This is a genomic window from Cobetia sp. UCD-24C, from assembly GCF_001306765.1.
Classification (GTDB): domain Bacteria; phylum Pseudomonadota; class Gammaproteobacteria; order Pseudomonadales; family Halomonadaceae; genus Cobetia; species Cobetia amphilecti.
The window spans coordinates 1-710 of record NZ_LJTD01000044.1; the positions used below are offsets into that span (position 1 = coordinate 1).

Annotated in this window: 2 protein-coding genes; both read right to left on the bottom strand. The window is 47.7% G+C overall.

What is annotated here, in order from left to right; translation table 11 throughout:
* Positions 1 to 92, bottom strand: a 92-nt coding sequence (locus tag AOG28_RS17475) for a VOC family protein (RefSeq protein ID WP_200906846.1), incomplete at its 3' end; no start/stop codon positions are given.
* A 1-nt stretch (position 93) separates the two neighbouring features.
* Positions 94 to 710: endonuclease III (nth, locus tag AOG28_RS18075; protein WP_082388971.1), on the bottom strand; the 617-nt coding region annotated here is incomplete at its 5' end.

Here is a 710-nt window from a genome sequence, read left to right on the forward strand (position 1 = left end):
GTACGTAATAGCTTCATGCCCAATAGTTCGGTGTAAAATTGAATGGAGCCTTGCAGGTCGCCAACACGTAGCATGGTGTGCAGTAGTCTCATGTTAAACCTCGTCTGATGTCTTCTGTTTAAATTCGCACAAATCTTCGATTAAGCAACTGCCACATCTTGGTTTACGCGCAATACAGGTGTATCGCCCGTGTAAAATAAACCAGTGATGAGCATCTACTTTAAATTCGGCCGGAATCACTTTTTCTAGTCTATCTTCTACCGCTCGGACGGTTTTGCCTGGCGCAAATTTAGTCCGATTCGCAACCCGAAAAATATGGGTATCGACGGCAATAGTGGGCCAGCCAAACGCTGTATTGAGCACCACGTTAGCGGTTTTGCGTCCAACCCCTGGCAAGGCTTCTAGAGCCTCGCGGTCTTCTGGCACAGCGCCTTGATGTTGATTCACCAAGATAGTACAAGTTTTGATGATGTTCTCAGCCTTGGCATTAAAGAGGCCGATGGTTTTAATGTACTCTTTAACGCCGTCCACGCCCAAGGCTAACATGGCTGCCGGAGTATTGGCTGCGGCAAAGAGTTTACGAGTCGCTTTATTTACCCCAACATCGGTGGCTTGGGCCGATAACAACACAGCAATCAGTAACTCAAAACTCGAGTTGTACTCAAGTTCCGTAGTAGGGTGCGGATTGTGCTCGCGCAAGCGCGTTAAAA